The following is a 16,420-nucleotide window of genomic DNA, read 5'->3' on the forward strand; positions in this document are numbered from 1 at the left end:
CTCATCACGCTGAAATGAACAACGGCGCCCGAGGGCGCCGTTGTGATGGGGATCCGCGAACGGATCGCGATCAGTGCTTCAGCGAGTCACCGGCATCCGGCTTCGGCTCCGCGACCTTCTCGGCCGGCGTCGTCGTCGCAGCCACGACCTCTTCCTCAGGCAGCGCCTGCGGGTAGGTCTCCAGGGCCACTTCCAGCACGCGATCGATCCAGCGGACCGGCACGATCTCGAGCTGGTTCTTCACGTTCTCCGGAATGTCCTGCAGGTCCTTGACGTTCTCTTCCGGGATCATGACCGTCTTGATGCCGCCGCGATGCGCCGCCAGGAGCTTCTCCTTCAGGCCGCCGATCGCCGTGACCTCGCCGCGCAGCGTGATCTCGCCGGTCATCGCCACATCGGCCCGCACCGGGATCCCGGTCAGCGCCGACACGAAGGCCGTCGTCATCGCGATACCCGCGCTCGGACCATCCTTGGGCGTCGCGCCGTCAGGCACATGCACGTGGATGTCGCGCTTCTCGAAGAGCTCGTCCTTGATGCCCAGGCGTCGAGCCCGCGAACGCACCACTGTGCGCGCCGCCTCGACCGACTCCTTCATCACGTCGCCCAGCGAGCCGGTGCGGATGATGGTGCCCTTGCCCGGCATCGCGGTGGCTTCGATGGTCAGCAGATCGCCGCCCACTTCCGTCCACGCCAGACCGACAACCTGACCGACCTGGTTCTTCTTCTCCGCACGGCCGAAGTCGTACTTGCGAACGCCCAGGAATTCGTTGAGGTTGTCCTCGTTGACGACCACCTTGCCGGTGTACGCCTTGAGCTGCAGACCCTTGACGACCTTGCGGCAGATCTTGGAGATCTCGCGCTCCAGCGACCGCACACCGGCTTCCCGGGTGTAGTAGCGGATCACGCCGCGGATCGCGTCTTCCGTGACCTCGAGCTCCTCGTCCTTCACGCCGTTGTTGCCGCGTTGCTTCGGCAGCAGGTAGCGCTGGGCGATGTTGACCTTCTCGTCCTCGGTGTAACCCGACAGACGGATGACCTCCATCCGGTCCAGCAGCGCCGGCGGAATGTTCAGCGAGTTCGACGTCGCCACGAACATCACGTCGCTCAGGTCGTAGTCGACCTCGATGTAATGGTCGGCGAAGGTGTGGTTCTGCTCGGGATCCAGCACCTCCAGCAGCGCCGACGACGGGTCGCCGCGGAAGTCCATGCCCAGCTTGTCGATCTCGTCGAGCAGGAACAGCGGATTGCGCGTGCCGACCTTGCTCAGGCTCTGGATCACCTTGCCCGGCATGGAGCCGATGTAGGTGCGGCGGTGACCGCGGATCTCGGCCTCGTCACGCACGCCGCCCAGCGCCATGCGGACGAACTTGCGGCCCGTGGCGCGCGCCACCGACTGCCCCAGCGAGGTCTTGCCCACGCCCGGAGGTCCGACCAGGCACAGGATGGGCGCCTTGACCTTGTCGACGCGCTGCTGCACCGCGAGGTACTCGAGGATGCGTTCCTTGACCTTGTCGAGGCCGTAGTGGTCCTCGTTCAGCACCGCCTCGGCGTTGGCCAGGTCGTGCTTGATCTTGGTCTTCTTCGCCCACGGCAGGTTGACCAGCGTGTCGATGTAGTTCCGCACGACGGTCGCTTCCGCGGACATCGGCGACATCAGCTTGAGCTTCTTGAGTTCGGACTCGGCCTTCTTGCGCGCTTCCTTCGGCATGCGAGCAGCCTGGATCTTCTTCTCCAGCTCCTCCATGTCGGCGCCTTCTTCGCCGTCGCCCAGCTCCTTCTGGATGGCCTTGACCTGCTCGTTCAGGTAGTACTCGCGCTGGGACTTCTCCATCTGGCGCTTGACGCGGCCGCGGATGCGCTTTTCCACCTGGAGGATGTCGACCTCGTGCTCGAGAAGGTCCAGCAGCTTCTCCAGCCGCTTGCCCACTTCCGACAGGTCCAGCACCGACTGCTTCGCGTCGAGCTTGAGCGGCAGGTGCGCGGCGATCGTGTCGGCCAGGCGGCCGGCATCGTCGATGCCGGCGATGGACGTCAGGATCTCCGGCGGGATCTTCTTGTTCAGCTTGACGTACTGGTCGAACTGCTGCGTCACGGCGCGACGCAGGGCTTCGACCTCGGGCTGATCGTCGGCTTCCGGCGGAATGGGCATGACCTCGGCGGTGAAGTGCTCTTCACCGTCCTCGATCTTGCGTGTCGTCGCACGTTGCAGGCCCTCGACCAGCACCTTCACCGTGCCGTCGGGCAGCTTCAGCATCTGCAGGATGCTGGAGACGCAACCCATCTCGAACATGTCGTCGGGCTTGGGTTCGTCCTTGCCGGCCGCCTTCTGCGCGACCAGCATGATCTGGCGCCCTGCTTCCATCGCCGCTTCCAAGGCCTTGATGGACTTGGGACGACCCACGAAGAGCGGGATCACCATGTGCGGGAACACGACCACGTCGCGCAGCGGGAGCAGCGGCAGCGTGATGGGTTCCGCGGGGAGGATCGGATGACCGGACATGAAAACCTCTCTTTCTCAAGCCCATCTAGGGCCCGAGCTACCAATTACAAGGTGCCGTTCAATAGCCTTTGAGCGATTGCTTTCCACGTGAAGTGATGGCAAGCGAATCGCCCGGGGTGTCCTCGCGACCTCAGGCGCTGGCCTTGGTTTCGCGATAGACCAGCAACGGCTTGGTGTCCTCGTCGATGTTGTGTTCGTCCAGCACGACCTTGGCGACGCTCTCCAGCGACGGCAGCTCGAACATGGTGTCGATCAGCGCGTGCTCGACGATCGAGCGCAGGCCGCGGGCCCCCGTCTTGCGGGCCAGCGCCTTGCGCGCGACAGCGCTCAGCGCGGAGGGGCGAACTTCCAGTTCGACGCCGTCCATCGAGAACAGCTGCTGATACTGCTTGACCAGCGCGTTGCGCGGCTCGGTCAGGATCTGCACCAGAGCGTCCTCGGTCAGTTCGCCGAGCGTGGCGATCACCGGCAGACGGCCGACCAGTTCCGGGATCAGGCCGAACTTGATCAGGTCGCCGGGCTCGACTTCGCGGAACAGCTCGCCGACCTTCTTGTCGCTCTTGCTCTTGACGTCGGCGCTGAAGCCGATGCCCGAGCGTTCGGAGCGGTTCTGGATCAGCTTCTCCAGGCCGTCGAAGGCACCGCCGCAGATGAACAGGATGTTGGTCGTGTCGATCTGCAGGAAGTCCTGGTTCGGATGCTTGCGGCCGCCCTGCGGGGGACCGACGCCATCGTGCCTTCGACCAGCTTCAGCAGCGCCTGCTGGACGCCCTCGCCCGACACGTCGCGCGTGATCGAGGGGTTGTCCGCCTTGCGGCTGATCTTGTCGATCTCGTCGATGTAGACGATGCCGCGCTGCGCGCGTTCGACGTCGTAATTGCAGTTCTGGAGCAGCTTCTGAATGATGTTCTCGACGTCCTCGCCGACATAGCCGGCTTCGGTCAGCGTCGTCGCATCGGCGATCACGAACGGGACGTTCAGGACGCGCGCCAGCGTCTGCGCGAGCAGCGTCTTGCCCGACCCGGTCGGTCCGATCAGCAGGATGTTGCTCTTGGACAGCTCGACGCCATCCTTGGTGTCGGCCGCGTGGCGCAGCCGCTTGTAATGGTTGTAGACCGCGACGGACAGGGTGCGCTTGGCCACGTCCTGGCCGATCACGTACTGGTCGAGCGTCGTCTTGATCTCGCTGGGAACGGGCAGGTCCGACTTGCTGGCACGTCCGCCGGTCGCCGCCTCGGCAGGGACCTCGTCGCGGATGATGTCGTTGCACAGCTCGATGCACTCGTCGCAGATGAACACCGACGGACCCGCGATCAGCTTCTTGACCTCATGCTGGCTCTTGCCGCAGAAGGAGCAATACAAGACTTTTTCGCTGGAGTTGCCTTTTTTCTCGGCCATGGGAGTGCTGCTGGGGCTGCTGAAGGGGTGCGGGGAATACAGGCAAGTGCCTGCATTGATGATAGTTCAATTGCCGGCACCACCCTTGGGGGGATAAAAGCCCCTAAGAGTGGTCAGTTGGTCAGGTCAACGGCTGGTCAGTTGACAGGTGGCGCCGGCAGTTCGATCCGCTCAGTCACAAGACTTGTCGATCTTGCGGCTTCTCCGGCGCAGGCGTGACACCCGCGGCCGGAGAAGACAAGCGGCGCCCGTGAGGGGCGCCGCCATGAACACAAGACCGGGAGTGCGATCAGCGCTTCTCGATGACCTTGTCGATCAGGCCGTAGGTCGCGGACTCGGCCGCCGACATGAAGTAGTCGCGCTCGGTGTCCGCCTGGATCTTCTCCAGGCTCTGCCCGGTGCGATCGGCCAGGATGCGGTTCAGCTGCTCACGGGTCTTGAGGATCTCGCGGGCGTGGATCTCGATATCCGTGGCCTGGCCCTGGGCGCCACCGAGCGGCTGGTGGATCATGATCTTGGAGTTCGGCAGCGCGAAGCGCTTGCCCTTCTCGCCGGCCGCAAGCAGGAACGCCCCCATCGACGCCGCCATGCCCATGCACAGCGTCGACACCGACGGCTTGATGAACTGCATCGTGTCGTAGATCGACATGCCGGCCGAGACGCTGCCGCCCGGCGAGTTGATGTACAGCGAGATCTCCTTCTCGGGGTTCTCGCTCTCCAGGAACAGCAGCTGCGCGACGACCAGGTTGGCGACGGCATCGTTCACCGGCCCGACCAGGAAGACGATGCGCTCGCGCAGCAGGCGGCTGTAGATGTCGTAGGCGCGCTCGCCGCGGCCCGACTGTTCGATGACGATGGGCACCATGCCCAGGTTGCTGGTTTCAAGCGCGCTCATGAAATCCTCTGATGTGGTTCGAGATCACGACAAACCATTATGTCGTGCGCTCCATCCCCTGACCGTGCGAGGGTCCCTCCAGCGAGGGCACGCTCACGACGGTAGCGCCGGGGAAAGAAAAAGGCGCCGGCCTCGCGGCCTGGCGCCTTACTTGGCGGTGGGTCTGCGGCGAATCAAGAGCACCGCCGAAAAACCCTGCGCCAGGACTGCGTGCCGACGATCAGGCCGTGGCCATCAGCTCGTCGAACGGCAGCTGCTTGTCGCTGATCTTGGCCTTGCCCAGGATGAAGTCGGTGACGTTGTTCTCGATCACGACGGCTTCGACCTCGGCCATGCGCTCGCGGTCCGACAGGTACCAGCGCACGACTTCCGCCGGCTTCTCGTAGCTCTGCGAGATCTCTTCGATGTGAGCCTGCAGCTGCTCGGGCTTGGCCTGCAGGTTCTGCGAACGGACCAGCTCGGCGACCACCAGGCCCAGGCGCACGCGCTTCTCGGCCTGGTCGTTGAACAGCTCGGCGGGGATCGGGGCCTTGTCGGCGTCCTTGATGCCGCGCTTCTTCAGGTCTTCGCGGGCGTTGGCCACCATGCGCTCGGCTTCGCCGGCGATCAGCGACTTGGGCACGTCCAGTTCGGCCTTGCCGACCAGTGCGTCCATCGCGGCGCCCTTGTTCTTGGCCAGCACGCGGAACTTCACTTCGCGCTCGAGGTTCTTCTTGATGTCGGCGCGCAGGGCCTCGACCGTGCCTTCCTTGATGCCCAGGGCCTTGGCGAACGATTCGTTCACGTCGGGCAGGTGCTGGGCCTCGATCTTCTTGACCGTGACCAGGAAGTCGGCTTCCTTGCCGGCGACGTCCTTGCCGTGATAGTCGGCCGGGAACGCGAGCGGGAAGGTCTTCGACTCGCCGGCCTTCATGCCGCGGACCGCCTTCTCGAAGGCTTCGAGCATCTGGCCTTCGCCCAGCAGGAACTGGAAGCCGTCGGCCTTGCCGCCGGCGAAGGGTTCGCCGTCGATCTTGCCTTCGAAGTCGATGCTGACGCGGTCGCCGTCGGCGGCCACGTCCGCCGCGCCGCGCTGGGCGAACGAACGGCGCTGCTTGCGCAGGATCTCGACGGTCTTGTCGATGGCTTCTTCGGTGACTTCAGCGGCGACGCGCTCGACCTCGGCTTCGGCCAGGTCGGCGATCTTCACTTCCGGATAGACCTCGAAGGTCGCGTCGAAGGCCAGCTGGCCCTCGGCGGCATCGTCCTTCTGGGCGATGCTGGGCATGCCGGCGACGCGCAGCTTGGCCTCGTTGGCGGCGACGCTGAAGGCCTCGCCCAGCTTGTCGTTGACGACTTCGTACTGGACCTGGGCGCCGTAGCGCTGTTCCACGAAGGACATCGGCACCTTGCCGGGGCGGAAGCCGTCGGCCTTGACCGTGCGGGCCAGCTTCTTCAGGCGCGACTGGACTTCGGAGTTGATGTCAGTGGCCGCCAGCGTGAGCGTGATGCGGCGTTCGAGCTTTTCGAGAGTTTCGACGGTGACAGCCATAGTGGACTCGGAATCAGTTGAGAGTGTGGTGCGCGGGGCCGGACTCGAACCGGCACGCCCGTGAAGGCGTCAGGACCTAAACCTGGTGCGTCTACCAATTTCGCCACCCGCGCCGGGTGAACTGAGGTCGTCGCGATCGCTGCATGCAGTCCTGCGCAACGGCCCCTTGGTAATTCATGATGCGAAGGAGGAGCCCAGGCCCCCGCCCTCCGCGATCCGGAAAACCGGCGATTGTAATCAAGGAATCGACGCTTTCCGACGCACCCCCGCCCGTCCCGGGCGGGGAAACCCTGCGGGGTCCGTGCGCGATCAATGCGTCGTTGGCGCGATGCCGGCGTCCTTGTCGCGCTCGACCCGGAACCAGGCGGCGTACATCGCCGGCAAGGCCAGCAGCGTCAGCACGGTGGCCACGATCAGGCCGCCCATGATGGCGACCGCCATCGGGCCCCAGAACACGCTGCGCGACAGCGGCACCATCGCCAGCACGGCGGCCGCGGCGGTCAGCGCGATCGGGCGCAGACGGCGCACGGCGGATTCGACGATCGCCTGTGCCGGCGGCACGCCGCGGCTGCGGTCCTGTTCGATCTGATCGATCAGGATGACGGAGTTCCGCTGGATCATGCCCATCAGCGCGATGACGCCCAGCAGCGCGACGAAGCCGAACGGCCGGTTCAGCAGCAGCAGCGCCGCGGACACGCCGGCGATGCCGAGGAAGCCGGTCAGGAAGGCCAGCATGGCGCGCGAGAAGCTGTGCAGCTGCAGCATCAGCAGCGTGAAAGTGATGAACAGCATGATCGGCACGCCGGCCGCGATCGAGCCGGTGCCCTTGCTGCTCTCTTCCACCGCGCCGGCGATCGAGATCGAATAGCCGGGCGGCATCTCCTTCTGCATCGCGTCGAGCGCGGGCCAGAGCTGGTTCGTCACCGTCGCGCCCTGCAGGCCCTCGATGACGTCGCCCTGGACGGTGATCGCGAACTGGCGGCTCTCGCGGTGCATCACGCCGGGCTCCCAGGTGAACTGGGGCTTGGCGATCTGCGTCAGCGGCACCGAGCGGCCCGAGGCCGTCGGCACATAGGCGTTCGCCAGTTCGGAGAGCGTGTCGCGCTCCTGCACCGGCTGGCGCAGCACGATGTCGATCAGCCGGTCGGCCTCGCGGTACTGCGCCACCGTCGTCCCGGTCACGAGGATGCGCGCCGCCTGCGCGATGCTCTGGCTGGTCACGCCCAGCGCGCGCGCCTTGTCCTGGTCGACCTGCAGGCGCAGGACCTTGATGGCCTCGTTCCAGTTGTCGTTGACGCCGACCATGTTGGGATTCGCGCGCATCTGCTCCTTGGCGCGGTCCGCATAGATCCGCAATTGCGCGGGATCGTCGCCGGCGATGCGGAACTGCACCGGATACGGCACGGGCGGTCCGTTGGGCAGCAGCTTCACGCGGCCGCGCACCTCGGAGAACTCCTGCGCGAGGATCTGCGGCAGCTTGTGGCGCAGCGTTTCGCGGTCGGCCGGCGTCTTCGGCTGGATGATGGCCTGGCTGACGTTGGTGTTCGGCAGGATCTGGTCCAGCGGCAGGTAGAAGCGCGGCACGCCCGAGCCCACCCAGGTGGCGATGCTGCCCACCAGCGGCTCCTTGGCCATGCGGGCCTCGAAGCGCTTGGCGATGACGTTGCTCTCCTCGATCGTCGCGCCCTCGGGCAGCCACAGGTCGACCAGGATCTCCGGCCGGCTCGAGTCCGGGAAGAACTGCTGCTGCACCTTGCCCATGCCGGCCAGGCCGAGCACGAACACCAGGATCGTCAGACCGATCGTCTTCCAGCGGTTGAACACGCACCACGCGACCCAGCGGCGGAAGCGGTTGTAGAACGGCGTGTCGAAGACCTCGTGCGCCTCGCCTTCATGGCCGGCGCGGGTTTTGAGCAGCAGCGCGCCCAGATACGGCACGAAGTAGACCGACACCAGCCAGGAGATCACCAGCGCCGCCGCGGTCACCGCGAAGATGGCGTACGTGTACTCGCCGACGGTGGACTTCGCCAGGCCGATCGGCAGGAAACCCACCGCGGTGATCAGCGTGCCGGTCAGCATCGGCTTGGCGGTGGCGTCGTAGGCATACGTCGCCGCGTGCATCTTGTCGTAGCCCTCTTCGAGCTTGCGCACCATCATCTCGACGGCAATGATGGCGTCGTCCACCAGCAGGCCGAGCGCGATGATCAGCGACCCGAGCGAGATCTTGTGCAGTCCCACGCCGGCGTAGAGCATCACGACGAAGGTGATCGCCAGCACCAGCGGGATCGTGATGCCGACCACCAGCCCCGGCCACACGTCGATGCGCAGCGGCTTGGTGTGCAGACCCAGCGCGATGAAGCTCACGCCGAGCACGACGACGACGGCCTCGATCAGCACATGCACGAATTCGCCGACCGAGCTCTTCACGGCGGTGGGCTGGTCCTGGATCTGCTGCAGCGAGATGCCCGCGGGCAGTTGCTGCTGCAGGCGCTTGACGCTGGTCTGCAGCGCCTTGCCCAGCGCGATGATGTCGCCGCCCTTGCCCATCGACACGCCCAGCGCGACGACCTGCTTGCCGTTGAAGCGGACCATCGTCGTGGCCGGATCGACGTAGCCGCGGCGCACCTTGGCGATGTCGCCCAGGCGGATGCTGCTGGCCACGCCGGTCTGCGTGTTGGTGCCGCGGATCGGGAAGTCGCTCAGCGCCTGCACGGAGTTGAGCTGACCTTCGATGCGGATCTGCACGTTGGCGCTGCCCGCATCCATCGTGCCGGCGCTTTCGACCGCGTTCTGCGCGTTGAGCTGCGACACGACCTGGTTGAAGTCCAGGCCCAGTTCGGCGAGCCGCTTCTGCGAGATCTCGATGAACAGCTTCTCGGCCTGGACGCCGAACAGGTCGACCTTGGCCACGTCCTGCACGCGCAGGAGTTCGGAGCGCACGGCTTCGGCCTGCTGGCGCAGCTCCTCGATGGAGAAGCCGCCGTCGGACGACAGCGCGAAGATCGAGCCATAGACGTCTCCGAACTCATCGTTGAAGAACGGCCCCAGCACGCCTTGCGGCAGCGTGGCGCGCAGGTCGCCGATCTTCTTGCGGACCGTGTACCAGAGCTGCGGCACCTCGCCCGGCGCGGTGTTGTCCTTCACCTGGAAGATGGTGAGCGACTCCCCCGGCTTGGTGTAGCTGCGGATCTTGTCGGCGTGCGGCACCTCCTGCAGGGTGCGCTCGATCTTGTCGGTGACCTGCTCGGCCATCTGCTGCGGCGTCGCGCCCGGCCAGTAGGCCTGCACGACCATCGCGCGGAAGGTGAACGGGGGTCCTCGTCCTGGCCCAGCTGGAAGTAGGCGGCGAAACCCAGCACCATCAGCACCACCATCAGGTAGCGCGTCAGCGGGGCATGCTCCAGCGCCCAGCGCGAGAGGTTGAAACCGGCGCGGCTCGGATTGCTCATTCAGGGGCTCCCGAGGCTCAGCGCGAAGCGGTCGCCGAGGCGGGCGCGGGCGCGGGCGCGGGCGCTGCGCCCTCGGTCGGCGTGCCTGGCGGGACGAAGCGCCGGACCTTCTGCCCGGGCGTCAACACGTGCCCGCCAGCGGCCACGACCTCCATGCCGGGTGACAGGCCTTGCACGACCAGTTCGTTGCCCTCGGCGCCGACGACGGTCACCGACCGCGGGCTCACCGCCATCGTCTTCGGGTCGAGCAGCAGCACGGCGCTCTTGCCCTGCGATTCCATCACCGCGCTCAGCGGCAGCTTGATCGCGTTGTCCGACGGCACGCCGGTGAGGACGACGGTCGCGGTCTGGCCGAGGTGGACGCTGGGGTCATTCAATTCGGCCTTCACGAGGAAGGTGCGGGTCACCGGGTCGGCGGCGGCGGCCAGTTCGCGCAGCTTGATCGGCTGCGCCTCGGACTTGGCGTCGGTCCAGAGGCGGACCTTCAGGCCGTCCGGACGCGCCGCGGCGGCGCGCACCAGCGCGACCTGGTCTTCGGAGACCGAGAACACGATGTCCCGCGGACCGTCGTTGGCCACGCGCACGACCGGCGTGCCGGCCGCCACGACCATGCCGGGCTCCGCGTCGATGCCGGTCACGACCCCTGCCGCGTCGGCGATCAGGCTCGAGTACTGCGCCTGGTTGCGTTGCACGTCGGACTGGGCGCGGGCCGACTCGAATTGCGCCTGCGCGGCCTTGAAGGCGGCGTCGCGGCGATCGAGTTCGGCGGCACTGATGAAGCCCTGGCGGTGCAGGTCGATGTAGCGCCGGTAGTCGGCGCCGAGCTGGTCGCGATTGACACGGGCGGCCAGCACGGTGGACTTGGCGGCTTCCTGGGCGAGCACCAGATCCGAGCTGTCGATCCGCGCCAGCACCTGCCCCGGCTTGACCACCGACCCGAGGTCCACCTTGCGTTCCAGGATCTTGCCCGCGACGCGGAACGACAACCGCGACTCGACACGGGCGCGCACCTCGGCGGCGAATTCGCGTTGCAGCCCTGCCGATTGCGGCGTCAGCACCAAGGTGCGCACATAGCGCTCCGGCTCGGGCGGCGGTTCCTGCTTGCCGCAGGCAGCCAGCACGGCCACGGCGGCGGTCGCCGCCAGCCACTTCAGGGCACGTCCCCAGGATCCGGCATGGGCCGGTTCGGACACGGTGCCGGAAGCGCCGGCGAGCAAGGACACAAGAGACCGTTGGGGCATGAACACCTCGACAAAGCCACGACGCCCGACCTTGGGCATCGGAGTAACTGACTGACCGGTCAGTAATGTATTCAGCGTGTCCGAACGTGTCAAACCGACGGCGTACGGTCCGCTGGGGTACTGCTCGTGGTTTGCGGAGATTGACGTCCGCCGCAGAACCGCGGGTGGTGGGGGACGTCAGGTTGACGCAAACGGCATCGCTCGCTCAGCGGAGAATGCCGCCCGTGAGCATAGAGCACTACGAAAACTTTCCTGTCGCTTCCTGGCTGAGCCCGCCGGCGCTGCGTCCCGCGATCATGGCGATCTACCGGTTCGCGCGCACGGCCGATGACCTGGCCGACGAAGGCGACGCCGCGCCCGCCGTGCGCCTGAGCGACCTGGCCGACTATCGCCGGGACCTGCGCGCGGTCGCGGCCGGCCAAGCGCCCTCGCCGCGTTGGGCGGCGCGCGTGTTCACCCCGCTGGGACGTGTCCTGGTCGACGACCGGCTGCCGCTGCCCTTGCTGGAGGATCTCCTCGATGCCTTCGAGCAGGACCTCGTGAAGACCGACTACGCCACCCGCCTTGAGCTGCTGGATTACTGCCGCCGCTCGGCCAACCCGGTCGGACGCCTGCTGCTGCACCTGTACGGCATCGACGACGCCGAGTCGCTGCGTCGCTCGGACGCGATCTGCTCGGCGCTGCAGTTGATCAACTTCTGGCAGGACTTCACCGTCGACGGCCCGCGCGGCCGGATCTATGCCCCCTGGAAGACCGCCGACGTCACGGCGTCGAGGGACAGGACCTGCTCGCCCTGCGGGACAGTCCGGCCGCCCGGGCGCTGATCGCGGAACTCTGCGGCTGGGCGCGCGACCTGATGGCCGAGGGCGCGCCGCTCGCCCGACGGATTCCGGGCCGGGCCGGTTGGGAGCTGCGCTTGGTGGTACAAGGCGGCCTCCGCATCCTCGACAAGCTGGCATCGAACCGTTTCGATGCCCTGCTGCGACGGCCGACGATCGTCGCGTCCGACGCGCCGCTGCTGCTGTGGCGCGCCGTGACGATGCCGGCGGACCGTATGAACCCACGCCGCGAAGGGACGGCGCGATGAGCACCAACACTGACAAGACTGCCGAAAAGGCCTCCGAGAAGACGACTGCCGCCGGCGTTTCCACGCCCGAGCAGTACGTCCAGCAGAAAGCCGCCGCGAGCGGCTCGAGCTTCTATTACGCCTTCCTCTTCCTGCCGCCGCCGCGCCGCGCGGCGATCACCGCCTTCTATGCGTTCTGCCGCGAGGTGGACGACGTCGTCGACGAGGTGTCCGATCCCGGCGTCGCCGCGACCAAGCTGGCCTGGTGGCGCAAGGAAGCGATGAGCGCCTTCAACGGCCAGCCGTCGCATCCGGCGATGAAGGCGCTGATGCCGCACGTCAAGGACTACGACATCCGCGTCGAGCACCTGATGGCCGTCATCGACGGCTGCCAGATGGACCTGGAGCAGACGCGCTACCTCGACTACCCCGGCCTGCAGCGCTACTGCCACCTGGTGGCGGGCGTCGTGGGCGAGGTGGCCTCGGGCATCTTCGGACGCACCGATCCGCGCACCATCGCCTACGCCCACAAGCTGGGCCAGGCGATGCAGCTCACCAACATCATCCGCGACGTCGGTGACGATGCGCGGCGCGGCCGCATCTACCTGCCGGTCAGCGAACTGCAGCAGTTCGACGTGAAGGCGCACGAGATCCTCAAGCGCGACGCGCCCTGGGGCTACAGCGACCGCTTCACCGCGCTGATGAAGTTCCAGGCGGACCGCGCGCATGCGCTCTACAACGAGGCCATCGCCCTGCTGTCCGACACCGACCGCAAGGCGCAGAAGCCCGGGCTCATGATGGCCAACATCTACCGCACGCTGCTGCGCGAAATCGAGGCGGAGAACTTCCAGGTCCTGCACCAGCGCATCGCGTTGACGCCGCTGCGCAAGCTGTGGATCGCGATGAAGACGAACTGGCGCGGGCGCTGACGTGACGCGGGTGGCCGTCATCGGCGGCGGCTGGGCGGGACTCGCCGCAGCCGTGGAGGCAGCGTCGCTGGGCGCCGCGGTCACGCTATTCGAGATGGCGCCGACCCTCGGAGGACGGGCGCGCAGCCTCGAGGGCGCCGAGCCGGTGCTCGACAACGGCCAGCACATCCTGATCGGCGCCTACACGGAGACGCTGGCATTGATGAGGCGCGTGGGGGCGACCCCGATGCCGACCTGCTCCGCATGCCGCTGCGGCTGCGTTATCCCGACCGGGAGACGCTTCGACTTCCGCCGGGGCCGCCCACCCTCGCCTTCCTGCGCGGCGTGCTGGGTTGCGCCGCATGGTCGAAGCGGGACCGGCTGCGCTTCCTGATGACGAGCAGCCTGTGGACGATGCGCGGCTTCCGCTGCGACCCGGCACTGACAGTCGCCGAGCTTTGCGCCAGTCTGCCGCGCGCGGTGCGCGACGACCTGATCGACCCGTTGTGCGTCGCCGCGCTCAACACGCCGGCGGGTCAAGCCAGCGCCCAGGTGTTCCTTCGGGTACTCAAGGACGCGCTGTTCAGCGGCCCGGGCAGCGCCGATCTGCTGCTGCCGCGCCGCGGGTTGAGCGCCTTGCTGCCAGCGTCGGCGCGCGCCTGGCTGCATGCGCGCGGCACCGAGATCCGCACCCGGCGCGTCCAGCAGCTCGAAGCGGCAGGCCGGCGCTGGACCGTCGACGGCGACCCCTTCGACGCCGTCATCGTGGCCTGCAGTTCCGTCGAAGCCTCGCGCCTCACGAGCGCACTGGCGCCGCACTGGAGCGCCGCCGCCGGCGCGTTCGAGTTCCAGCCGATCGTCACCGTCTACCTGGAGAGCACCGGCTCGGCGTTGCCGGCGCCGATGGTGGCGCTGCGCGAATCGTCGACAGCGCCGGCGCAGTTCGCCTTCGACCTGGGACAGCTCGGGCAGCAGGAAGGACTTTTCAGCCTGGTCGTCAGCGGTGCCGCGCCTTGGGTGGCCCGAGGACTCGACATCACCGGCGCCGCGGCACTGGCACAGGCTCAGCAGCACTTCCAATGGGCGACGCCGCCGCGCATCGTCCGCGTGCTCAGCGAAAAGCGCGCGACCTTCGCCTGCACGCCGAACCTGCTCCGTCCGGATGCGCTGGTCGTGCCAGGGATCTGGGCCGCCGGCGACTACCTCGCCGGCCCCTACCCGGCCACGCTGGAAGGTGCCGTACGCAGCGGGTTGGCCGCTGCCCGTTCCGCAATGCGGCAGCCCCTCGGCGGAATGTACGGCTGACGCTCACCTCCGGCCGTTCCACGCACCGCTGACGGGCGAAAACGACGGTTTGCTTCCACTAGATGCCTCTCTCGGTTTCGCCATGCAAAACCCGTGAGAAATCCTTCACAATCGTCCGCCATGAAGTCCAAGGAGCTGCAGACCCCCGCCATCCAGGTCCTCGAGCGCACATTCGCGCTGCTGGACGTCCTGGCCCAGCACCAGGATCCGGTGTCCCTGAAGCTCATCAGCGAAACCACCGGCCTGCATCCGTCGACCGCCCACCGCATCCTGAACGACCTCGCGCTGGGGCGTTACGTGGACCGGCCCGAAGCCGGCAGCTATCGGCTAGGCATGCGCCTGCTGGAACTGGGCAATCTGGTGAAGGCCCGCCTGGACGTGCGCGAGGCGGCGATCGGCCCGATGCGCGAGCTCCACAAGCTGACCCATCAACCGGTCAACCTGTCGGTCCGGCAGGGCGACGAGATCGTCTACATCGAGCGCACCTACTCCGAGCGCAGCGGCATGCAGGTCGTGCGCGCCGTCGGCGGCCGGGCGCCGCTGCACCTGACGTCGGTCGGCAAGCTCTTCCTGGCCAGCGACGATCCCCAGCGCGTGCGCGCGTATGCGACGCGCACCGGTCTGTCCGGTCACACGCGCAACAGCCTGACCGAGATCAGCCTGCTCGAGCGCGAGATGGCGCTGGTCCGCCAGCGCGGCGTCGCCCGCGATGACGAGGAACTCGAGCTGGGCGTGCGCTGCATGGCCGCCGGGATCTACGACGACCAGGGCAAGCTGGTGGCGGGGCTGTCGATCTCGGCGCCTGCAGACCGGCTGGAAGAAGGCTGGCTGCCTCGACTCAAGGAAACGGCAACGCGGATTTCGGCGTCGCTGGGCTTCCGAGGCTGAGCACCGTCGGCTCCCTCCGGGAACCTGGATCGGAAACACGGGCCAGGAACGACGAAGCGGGCGCAAGGCCCGCTTTTTCATTCCCGTATTCCCCGACGCTTACTTGGCCGAGATCACCGGTGTCAGGGCGGTTGCGCTGACCGTGGTCGCGGCCGGGGTCGCGACGGCCGCGAGTGGCGACGCGGCGCCGGTCAGCCACTTGCGGACCCGCTCGGCGTCGCCGATGCGCGAGTACTTGCCGGCCGAATCCAGGAACACCATGATCAGCTTGCGGCCGGCGAGCTGCGCCTGCATCACGAGGCACTGGCCGGCCTCGTTGATGAAGCCGGTCTTCTGCAGACCGATGTCCCAATCACCCTTGCGGACCAGGCCGTTGGTCGTGCCGAAGCGGACCTGCTTGCGACCCAGCGCCACGGTGTATTCGGATGAGGTCGACAACTCGCGCATCAACGGGAACGAATGAGCCACCTTGACCAGCTTGGCCAGGTCGGCGGCGCTGGACTGGTTGCGGCTCGACAGCCCGGTCGGCTCGACGTAGTGCGTGTCCATCATGCCCAGCATGTGGGCCTTGGCGTTCATCGCCGCGACGAAGGTTTCCAGGCCGCCCGGGTAGTTGCGACCCAGCGCATGCGCCGCCCGGTTCTCCGAGGACATCAGCGCCAGGTGCAGCAGTTCGCCACGCGTCAGCGTCGTGCCGACGGCCAGGCGGGAACCGGTGAACTTCTCGGTGTCCTTGTCGTCGTCGGTGATCTCGATCTTGTCGTCCAGCGACTGGTTCGCCTCCACGACGAGCAGCGCGGTCATCAGCTTGGTGATGGACGCGATCGGCAGCACCGCCGACGGATTCTTCGAGAACAGGACCTCGTTGGTGTCCTGGTCGACGACGTAGGCAACGCTGGATTTCAGGTCGAGGGGATCTTCGGTGTCGTGCAGGCCGTACATCGTCCCGAAGGACGGTTTGGACGGGACGACTTCCCGGACCGGGGCCGCCGCGCGGGCAGCCACCTTGCGTGGCGAGCGCGGGGCCGGCTTGGCCTGCCGCACGCTCTTCACCTTGGCTTTGGAGGACGACGAGGTGGCCGCCTGCGCCGATTGGATCGGCGCGAGACTGGCGGTCAAGCCCGTCAGCAACATGACGCCGCTGAGCGCGGCACCAGACAGCAATGTCGCAATGGTCTTCAATCCAGTCCCCAGGTCAGTGGGCGCGAGTTTAGGGGATCGCTGAAAGACCGGCAAGAT

The 16,420-nt window shown here is 67.0% G+C and carries 8 protein-coding genes, 1 tRNA gene and 4 pseudogenes; 5 read left to right on the top strand and 8 right to left on the bottom strand.

The features are described from left to right. Positions 1 to 70: 70 nt before the first annotated feature. The 7 genes and pseudogenes from lon to ACQ859_RS24275 all read right to left on the bottom strand — a co-directional run bounded on the left by lon (position 71) and on the right by ACQ859_RS24275 (position 11,014). The gene (gene lon / locus ACQ859_RS24245) at positions 71 to 2,500 is read right to left on the bottom strand and encodes an endopeptidase La (protein ID WP_431263121.1); all 2,430 of its coding nucleotides are present in this window, start codon (positions 2,498 to 2,500) and stop codon (positions 71 to 73) included. A gap of 130 nt (positions 2,501 to 2,630) precedes the next feature. After that, positions 2,631 to 3,898: pseudogene (gene clpX / locus ACQ859_RS24250) on the bottom strand (ATP-dependent Clp protease ATP-binding subunit ClpX). A 289-nt stretch (positions 3,899 to 4,187) separates the two neighbouring features. Beyond that, positions 4,188 to 4,793: an ATP-dependent Clp endopeptidase proteolytic subunit ClpP gene (gene clpP / locus ACQ859_RS24255; protein ID WP_431263122.1), complete on the bottom strand. Its 606-nt coding sequence runs from the start codon at positions 4,791 to 4,793 to the stop codon at positions 4,188 to 4,190. Positions 4,794 to 5,013: 220 nt separating this feature from the next. After that, complete coding sequence (gene tig / locus ACQ859_RS24260) at positions 5,014 to 6,324, bottom strand: trigger factor (protein WP_431263123.1); 1,311 nt, start codon at positions 6,322 to 6,324, stop codon at positions 5,014 to 5,016. A 26-nt stretch (positions 6,325 to 6,350) separates the two neighbouring features. Continuing rightward, a tRNA-Leu gene (locus ACQ859_RS24265) sits at positions 6,351 to 6,437 on the bottom strand. 196 nt (positions 6,438 to 6,633) lie between these two features. After that, positions 6,634 to 9,773 (bottom strand): annotated as a pseudogene (locus ACQ859_RS24270) (efflux RND transporter permease subunit). A gap of 17 nt (positions 9,774 to 9,790) precedes the next feature. Then, positions 9,791 to 11,014, bottom strand: coding sequence for an efflux RND transporter periplasmic adaptor subunit (locus ACQ859_RS24275; RefSeq protein WP_431263124.1), 1,224 nt, complete (start codon positions 11,012 to 11,014; stop codon positions 9,791 to 9,793). Between the two features lie 215 nt (positions 11,015 to 11,229). On the opposite strand from ACQ859_RS24275, the pseudogene hpnC reads away from it, so the two are divergent. The 5 genes and pseudogenes from hpnC (at position 11,230) to ACQ859_RS24300 (ending at position 15,181) form a co-directional block, all read left to right on the top strand. Continuing rightward, a pseudogene (hpnC, locus tag ACQ859_RS24280) lies at positions 11,230 to 12,101 on the top strand (squalene synthase HpnC). Then, entirely contained in the window at positions 12,098 to 13,009 is a 912-nt protein-coding gene (gene hpnD, locus ACQ859_RS24285; protein WP_431263125.1) for a presqualene diphosphate synthase HpnD, read from the top strand. The pseudogene hpnC and the gene hpnD overlap by 4 nt, the downstream one beginning before the upstream one ends. Before the next feature lie 10 nt (positions 13,010 to 13,019). Beyond that, positions 13,020 to 13,247: pseudogene (locus ACQ859_RS24290) on the top strand (NAD(P)-binding protein); the annotation flags it as partial. A gap of 5 nt (positions 13,248 to 13,252) precedes the next feature. Then, positions 13,253 to 14,293 (top strand): hydroxysqualene dehydroxylase, encoded by a 1,041-nt coding sequence (locus tag ACQ859_RS24295; RefSeq protein ID WP_431263126.1) that lies wholly within the window; start codon positions 13,253 to 13,255, stop codon positions 14,291 to 14,293. A 120-nt stretch (positions 14,294 to 14,413) separates the two neighbouring features. Then, positions 14,414 to 15,181, top strand: a complete 768-nt coding sequence (locus tag ACQ859_RS24300) for an IclR family transcriptional regulator (protein ID WP_431263127.1) — start codon at positions 14,414 to 14,416, stop codon at positions 15,179 to 15,181. 99 nt (positions 15,182 to 15,280) lie between these two features. Here the strand turns inward: ACQ859_RS24300 and pbpG are convergent, their stop codons facing one another. Beyond that, positions 15,281 to 16,315, bottom strand: coding sequence for a D-alanyl-D-alanine endopeptidase (gene pbpG, locus ACQ859_RS24305; RefSeq protein WP_431266645.1), 1,035 nt, complete (start codon positions 16,313 to 16,315; stop codon positions 15,281 to 15,283). Positions 16,316 to 16,420 lie beyond the last annotated feature (105 nt).

This window comes from Roseateles chitinivorans (assembly GCF_050632235.1).
Classification (GTDB): Bacteria; Pseudomonadota; Gammaproteobacteria; order Burkholderiales; family Burkholderiaceae_C; genus Roseateles; species Roseateles chitinivorans_A.